Source organism: Cyclobacterium qasimii M12-11B, assembly GCF_000427295.1.
Lineage (GTDB): Bacteria > Bacteroidota > Bacteroidia > Cytophagales > Cyclobacteriaceae > Cyclobacterium > Cyclobacterium qasimii.
In genome coordinates this window covers 86244-93377 of record NZ_ATNM01000065.1, presented here as the reverse complement: position 1 = coordinate 93377, position 7134 = coordinate 86244, and the positions used below count along the sequence as shown (strand labels likewise).

At 37.9% G+C, this 7134-nt stretch carries 4 protein-coding genes; all 4 read left to right on the top strand.

The features are described 5' to 3' along the window. Positions 1 to 57 precede the first annotated feature (57 nt). Positions 58 to 2775, top strand: a complete 2718-nt coding sequence (locus ADICYQ_RS06670; RefSeq protein ID WP_020891917.1) for a hypothetical protein — start codon at positions 58 to 60, stop codon at positions 2773 to 2775. Between the two features lie 53 nt (positions 2776 to 2828). After that, the gene (locus ADICYQ_RS06665) at positions 2829 to 4493 is read left to right on the top strand and encodes a mechanosensitive ion channel family protein (RefSeq protein WP_040414876.1); all 1665 of its coding nucleotides are present in this window, start codon (positions 2829 to 2831) and stop codon (positions 4491 to 4493) included. A gap of 455 nt (positions 4494 to 4948) precedes the next feature. Beyond that, positions 4949 to 6031, top strand: coding sequence for an efflux RND transporter periplasmic adaptor subunit (locus ADICYQ_RS06660; protein WP_040414873.1), 1083 nt, complete (start codon positions 4949 to 4951; stop codon positions 6029 to 6031). Then, positions 6031 to 7104 (top strand): ABC transporter permease, encoded by a 1074-nt coding sequence (locus ADICYQ_RS06655; RefSeq protein WP_020891914.1) that lies wholly within the window; start codon positions 6031 to 6033, stop codon positions 7102 to 7104. The genes ADICYQ_RS06660 and ADICYQ_RS06655 overlap by 1 nt, the downstream gene beginning before the upstream one ends. Positions 7105 to 7134: the final 30 nt, after the last annotated feature.

Genomic DNA, 7134 nt, shown 5'->3' with positions numbered 1-7134 from the left:
TCGTGATTTTTTTGTTGTTTTGATAGTAGTTGATAAACATTAAATGAATAGGGCCTATTGAAAAATCTGCTGATAATTTTATTGATTTTGGTGTTTGGGTTTATCGCCTTTTTACTGGTTAAGAGCGATTTTTTTGACTCCAGGTTGAATGGGATGGAAGTAGTACCTCCTAATGCCATTTTCGTTTTTGAAACAAATGATCCTGTAGGCTACTGGAACAATCTGGTGAATCAACCTGTCTGGGAAAAGCTTCACAATTTACCAGCCTTAGCTGACGTTGAGTCACAATTGATTTTTTTAGACAGCATCACTGGTAAAAGTGGTAATCTGGATAAATACCTCAAAGGGCACCGATTTAGATTATCCCTGCATCCTATAGGTAAAGGAGCATTTGGGTTTTTAATTGGTATAGCCTTTGAAAATGAACAATTCTTTGATTTTATCCAGAAACTTGAAGAAAACCCTGACAATGGAATTTCTGGACTGAAGAAAAGAAATTACAGCGGTGTAGCCCTCTATGAAATCAAAACCGATGGTGGGGCGAGAACCTTTACATTTACCCGCTTTGAGAATGTATTGATTGGAAGTCATACTTCCTTTTTAGTGGAAGATGGCATTCGATATGCAAAATCCCTTGAGCTGAAAAACTTTAAGCAATCTTACCCTCATTTATTTCAACCCTCGATCCCATTAAATTCTAAAGGCGTCTTAAGGTTTTCTGGTGAAGGATTTGCCTCCCTGGTCAATGAGATGACAGATGGAATTGCTGAGCCTTTGTTAAAAAACCTGAGGGAAAATAAATTGTCTTCTAATTTGATTCCTTCCTTTAGTGATACAACCATTTCATTTGGAGGGCAGTTTTATACCGATGGAGAGTCTGGTCGAATGGAGTCAGAAGGGGAATCGCCAAATGGATTGTCTTTTGCACCAGTCATTAGCAATAGAGCTGCTTGGGTAACGCAATACCTATTTCCCAGATTTGAAGGTTTCAAACAAATCCCCAACTTAGCTTTTAACCCAAGGCCCTTAATTGCAGCGGCACTTGATGAAAGTCAGGATATTCAAGATTTCTTAAATGCTTTGGGGGGTGAAGCCACCATGGTGCTCGAAGAAAATCTATTTGAAAAGAACCCCAACCAAATTCTTTTGCTTCATCCTGAAAACACGGAACGCAGGTATCGAAATCTCGAGAAGTTTGCTTTGGAAGTGAGTCAAAATGACAGCACAAAGCTTTTCAAAGAGTACTATATGGGAAAAGAAATCTTTATGCTTGATGTAGAGGAATTCCCAGCGCATCTTTTTGAAGGAAACTTCACCGGTTTTTCCAGAAGTTATATTTCCATGGCGGGAAACCACCTGATCATAGGGAATAGTCTCAAAAGCGTAAAAAACCTATTAGAAGATTACTACAATGACAATACCTGGGGGAAATCATTGGCTTATAAGGATATCTTGAAAGAGAATAACAATGGTGCACCTGTTCGGTTGATATTGAACAATGACCGTTTTTACCCCATTTTGATCCAAAACAGTAGTCCTTCCTGGAGTCCTGTGTTTCAGAAATATGCACCTGTTTTTCGTTCTTTTGACTGGATGAATATTTCCATCTTTAAGGAAGGAACGGTCCAAATCAAGTTGGATATTGATTTAGGTGAGCCTGAAATTAACAAGCAGATGATTCTTACTGAATCAAGAAGCACTTCCTTTGGAAAGCAATTGATCTACGGACCTAAAGGAATTCAAAATTTCAATGATCGAAGCACTGATTTTCTGGTACAGGATGAAGATTATTTTATTCATCTGATAAGTGGGGAGGGAGAAAGGGTGTTTTCCCAACAAATCCCTGGTGCCATCATTAGTGAAATACATCAAATAGATTATTTTAAAAACGGAAAACTCCAACTTGTTTTTGCTACAAGGGACTTTATTTATGCATTGGACAGGTATGGAAATTTATTGCCAGGATACCCTATTCCATTCCTACAAGACAAAGAAATAGCCTTTCTAAATGTTTTGGACTATGACAATAATAGGAATTACAGGTATTTCGTGGCAGACAGTGAAGGCGATTTATACTTGTATGATCAGAAGGGTGATTTGTTGGAGGGATGGGTACCCAACATCCATAGGAGCGGAGCGCTAAGTTATATGCCGGGTCACCATCGGGAACCTGACCTTGGAGATTTTATGGTAAGTGTGCACCGCAATGGAAAATTAAACTTGTTTAACCGTAGAGGTGAATCGAAAGTAGGAGGAGGAATTCTCCTTGGGGATGGTATCTCAACGGCTTATGCCATTGAAGAAAGTGGGAACAACGAACCTTCCAAACTCGTAACTATAAATGAGGCTGGAGAAGTGGTAAATGTTAATTTTAAAGGAGAGCTTACCTATAGAAATCAATTGCTTAGACCTGAAACAGATACAAAGTTTAGTCTGGTAAACGACCAGAATAAAACAGATTATGTATGGGTAATTGAGGAGTATAACAAGCTTAAAGTTATGCGGCCAAATGAACAGTTGTTTTTTGAAATGAGTATTCCATCCAGTGAGATAGAGTACATGTATTTTTCTTTTGGAGAAGGCAATAAAATATTTGCTGTACTGGATAAGATGCAGGATTTCGCCTATTTGTATAATGGTAGAGGGCAACTTATCAATCAAAAGCCGATCAGTATTAGCCAAAGCTTATGGATAGACTTCTCTGGAAGTGACAATGAGTATACGCTTATGACAGTGTATGGCGACAAGCTTTACGAATACAAAATACCATTGTAAATTTGAGGGAAGGCAAGTAAAATTAAGGGAGGTTTATAACAATGAATAATTGCATGCGAAATATATTAGTAATTTGTTTTTTGATTTTTTCTGGGTGGTTTTCACCCCTTCAGGCACAAGTTTTCAATTCGGGGTCTTTGGTACTCGAGGATACTACCGATCACAATAACTTCAGTTCTCCTTACCATACGGTTTATACCTTTTTCTATAACTTAAATGAACCAAATTATAACCCAGAGGTAGCGGCTAAAGCATTGAATATGGCTGGAAGCGAAGGGCAAGATGCTGCAGCTTTAGCAGTCAAACTAAAACAGGTGTTTGATGGGAAAGGCGTATTTGTTCGGATGAACACGGTTCCCAATGCTGCTGATTATAGAGATACTATCAGAAATGGGCAACAGGTTTATGTATTTGATGAGTTAACACTTCCATCCGTTTATCTTGAAAAAGTTGGAGATAGATGGAAATTTTCTTCGGCTACCGTAAAAAATGTCAAAGCACTGCACCAGGAAACGTATCCTTTTGGAACAGCAAAGTTGCTTGACATTTTACCCAGAATTGGTAGTCAGGATTATTTCGGATTGTATTTGTGGCAGTTGGTAGGGATTTTCTTTTTGGTATTGATGGTTTTTACAAGTCATAAGTTTTTTACCCTATTGATTGATAGGCTCTTTTATTACCTCCTTGTCAAGTCGGGATATGGACAAATTGCCAAACAGTACCTTCTCCCGGTTGCCAGGATAATCAGTATTTACATCATTATTTTGCTACTGGCAATATTTATTCGTGTTTTACAACTTCCAATTAATATCGCGTCCTGGATCACCTTATTGCTTAATGCAGCCGAACCTTTTATAGTTACCATTATCTTTTATAAGTTGGTGGATGTGCTGTCTGCTTATATGAGTCGGATGGCCGACAAGACGGCTTCTACGCTAGATGATCAATTGGTGCCTTTGGTTCGAAAAACCCTCAAAACCTTTGTCATTGTTATAGGTTCGCTTTTTATATTGAAATACGCCTTGCGCATTGATATAGTGCCTTTCCTTACAGGCCTGTCAATTGGTGGCTTGGCCTTTGCATTGGCTGCCCAGGATACTATCAAAAACTTTTTCGGTTCTGTTATGATCTTTATTGACAAGCCTTTTCAAGTAGGTGACTGGATCACTAGCGGTGAAGTGGATGGTACGGTTGAAGAAGTAGGGTTTCGTTCCACAAGGGTGAGGACTTTTAGAAATTCCCTTGTGTACATTCCCAATGGGAAAATTGCAGATGCTACCGTAGATAACCATGGGCTTAGAAAGTACAGAAGATTCTATACTACTATTACCATTACTTATGATACTCCCACGGAATTGGTTGAAGTGTATTTGAATGGTTTGCGAAAAATCGTTCAAAATCACCCTAAGACCCGGAAGGATTATTATAATATATACCTGAACAATCTTTCAGCTTATAGTTTAGACATCATGTTTTATGTCTTTTTCAAAGTGCCTTCCTGGCCGGAGGAGCTCAAGGCCAGAGAAGAATTGATTCTGTCAGCCATCCGACTAGCCAATGAACTAGGAGTGAGATTTGCCTTTCCCACACAAACGTTACACATGGAAACCTTCCCTGAGAAAAGTGGTTTGATGCCAGTTTATGAAGGAGACAAAGCATCCTATCAGAAACGACTTGATGCATTTATTAAAACTGAAAAGGGAGAGGATAAGGAATAGCCCTTGTCGATTTACTAAAAGCCTTGATTCATTGCATCTTTTTTGAGCTAAATGTTCAAAGGTTGTAGTGTTTCTTGCATCAATACATTGAGGGCCTCAATGCGAAATATCAGTAGGGTAGCCTGAATTTTCTTGCTGTTGTAATGAACTAAATATCCTGGTTTAGTTTGCAAAAACTATCAAAAAGGAACACCACCTTAAGGTTATCATGTATTTTTAACTAAAAATACATGATATAAATCAGGTGCAATTTAATGTACTTTTGCTATAATTACGTTTAATTGTATTTTATCTTTTACCTATACTTACTAACAAATTAGCGTACCTTATAATAGGTGCCAAGTATTGGTCTTTTAGTGAAAACTTACTATCGATATGCTTACGATCTTGTTTTAGACCAGATTGTATTAAAAAAACAATTGTCTAGGAAACAAACAAAATTAATCCTTAATCTGATGAGTAATAGTTTTTTAGTTCTAACTCTAGTGATAATTTCGACGCTACTTTCTTGTTCCAGCGAAAATGAATCCATTACGCCTCAAATTAAAGACATTACTGAAAGTGTTTATGCATCAGGCTTTATAAAAAGCAAAAACCAATATGAGGTGTTTGGGAAGTCCTCTGGGATTATAGAAAAAATATTTGTAACCGAAGGAATGCAGGTGAAAAAGGGCGACCCAATTTTTCAATTGGACAATGAAAACTCAAAAATAGCCACTGAAAATGCAAGACTAGCTTCAGCTGCTGCCGATTATTCTCTAAATAAAGACAAATTACTTGATGCGGAAAAGGCCATTCTCTTAGCGGAAAAGAAACTAGCAAACGATTCTTTAATTTTTCAAAGGCAGAAAAACCTATGGGACAAAAGCATCGGCACCAGAATTGATTTAGAACAGAAAGAGTTGAACTTTGAAAACTCAAAACAGAGTTTGGCTTCTGCTCGCACCAATTATGCGGAGCTAAAACGTCAAGTTAAACTGTCGTCAGACCAAAGCAAAAACAATTTAGAAATCGCAAAAATATTGGAAGGTGATTTCATCGTTAGAAGTGAGGTAGATGGAGTGGTTTATAAAATTAACAAAGAGGTAGGGGATTTAATAAATGGCTCAGTAGCTGCAGCGGTTATCGGCGCTGCGGATTTCATTATAGAATTGAATATTGATGAGTTTGATATAGTAAAAATAAAGAAAGGGCAACAAGCATTCATACGAATGGACAGCTACAAATCTGAAGTATTTGAGGCTAAAATTATTGCCATCGACCCAATGATGAACATTAGGACTAGATCCTTTCAGGCTGAAGCAGTATTTACCAAAAACCCAGCTGAGCTTTTTCCGAACCTTACAGTTGAAGCCAATATTTTAATCCATACCCAACAAAATGCCTTAACTATTCCCAGAAATTATTTGGTGAATGATACAACGGTGATGTTAGAAGGAGGAGCGTTGCAAAAAGTGGATGTTGGCCTAATGGACTACGATCTGGTAGAAATAAAGGCCGGCATAAATGAGAACACCAGGCTAGAACTTCCAGAGTAATGAAGATAAAACACATCACAGAAATCTCTGGTGCACTTATGCGTGCCCGATGGAAACAAACACTTGTTGCGGCTGTTGGTGTTACGTTTAGCATTGCTTTTTTTATTTCCCTGCTGGGTTTTATGGAAGGATTGAATCAGCTGTTGGATGGAATAGTCTTGAACCGGACACCTCACGTTCGTCTATACAATGATATTCTTCCCTCTAAAATTCAGCCCATTGATTTAACCGAAGATTATAAGGATCACCATAATTTTATTAGCTCTCTAAAACCGACCAATACCCGTAAGGAAATATACAATGCCCCACAGATTATTGATAAGCTGAACAAGGACAAACGAGTTATAGGAGTTGCTCCTAAAATAACGGCTCAAGTTTTTTATAACCTTGGGAATATTGACCTAAATGGTATCATTAATGGCGTTGACCCCGAGAAAGAGGCTGCATTTTTCTCGTTTAATGATTATGTATTTGATGGAAAGCCCCTAGATCTTAAAAATGTTTCAAATAGTATCATCCTTGGTCAAGGGGCTGCAGATATCATGAGGGCCAAGGTAGGCGATAATATAACCGTTACTTCAACCGAAGGGGAACAGTTTTCCTTAAAAGTAATTGGGTTTTTTCAGTCGGGAATTGCAGAGATAGATAAAGTTCAAAGCTTTGCTAGTTTGTCTACAACCCAAAAAATCCTTGGAGAGAACAGCAATTATATCAGTGATATTCAAATCAAATTACAAGACATGACTCAAGCCCCAGCCATGGCAGTAGAATATGAAAACTTCTTTAAAATAGACGCAGAAGACATACAAACCGCCAATGCTCAGTTTGAAACAGGTAGCAGTGTACGTTCAATTATTTCCTATGCCGTTGGCATTACTTTACTAATCGTTTCTGGCTTTGGGATCTACAATATATTAAACATGCTCATTTATGAAAAAATGGATACTATTGCCATACTAAAAGCCACAGGTTTTGCTGGTACTGATGTAAAGAAGATTTTCATCTCCATATCCTTGAGTATAGGTATTGCGGGAGCATTGGCTGGGATACTTTTTGGGTTTTACTTTCAATAACCATAGATGCCATTCCTTTTAATTCACCGT